At 38.0% G+C, this 726-nt stretch carries 1 protein-coding gene; it reads left to right on the top strand.

The window, feature by feature from the left end; all coding sequences use genetic code 11:
- Positions 1–210 precede the first annotated feature (210 nt).
- Positions 211–726 (top strand): amino acid permease (locus tag WS44_RS09635; protein ID WP_046434133.1); only part of this gene is annotated, 516 nt, incomplete at its 3' end.

Genomic DNA, 726 nt, shown 5'->3' with positions numbered 1-726 from the left:
GTTCAAACCAATCATACGAGAAAGGAACTCCTTTTTCTAATGTTTAAAGAAATAAATTTAAGGAATCATTCATCCTTACACAAACTATTTTACAGTCTCTATTAATGAGAATAGGGAGAAATTAATGAATGAAAAAATAGGGAAGCATTCAAATAATTCACCGCCATCTCTATGAAATGATGTTTTTTGTTTCATAGGGGAGGTAAATTTTTGGATTCTTTTGACACTACGCATAAGCGTAAACTAATTTCTTGGCCAGTATTGGCTTTGATGGATTTTGTTACCGTTATTGGTTTCGATGACATTATTTACAACTTTAAAAACCAAGGCTTGGCAACTATTTCAGAGTGGGTTATCATGCTTGCTTTGTACGTTGTCCCATACGAAATGATGGTCGGACAGTTAGGTTCCACTTTCTCTGATACAACTGGTGGCTTAACTTCCTGGATTCGTCATACTTCTGGCGATAAAATGGGTTACTTCATGGCCTGGGCTGGCTGGGTTTGTGCTCTGCCATATCTAGTCGATGTTGCGAACTCAACTGTTGTTTCATTTGGCTGGCTTTTTGCCGGCAATAACTCTTATGAAGATAAAATGAACAACTGGACATTTGCTTTGCTTACTGCAGTTGTCTTCATTATCTTTATCTTCTTCCAGCACCGTTTTGCTAACTCATTGCAGATCCTATCAGTCATTGGTGGTGGGGCAATGTTCATCATCACGGTT

Origin of the sequence: Lactobacillus sp. N54.MGS-719 (genome assembly GCF_000980505.1) — a bacterium.
In the GTDB taxonomy this organism is placed as follows: Bacteria; Bacillota; Bacilli; order Lactobacillales; family Lactobacillaceae; genus Lactobacillus; species Lactobacillus amylovorus.
Note: the sequence above shows the minus strand (reverse complement) of the source record. Positions and strands in the feature narration are given on the sequence as shown.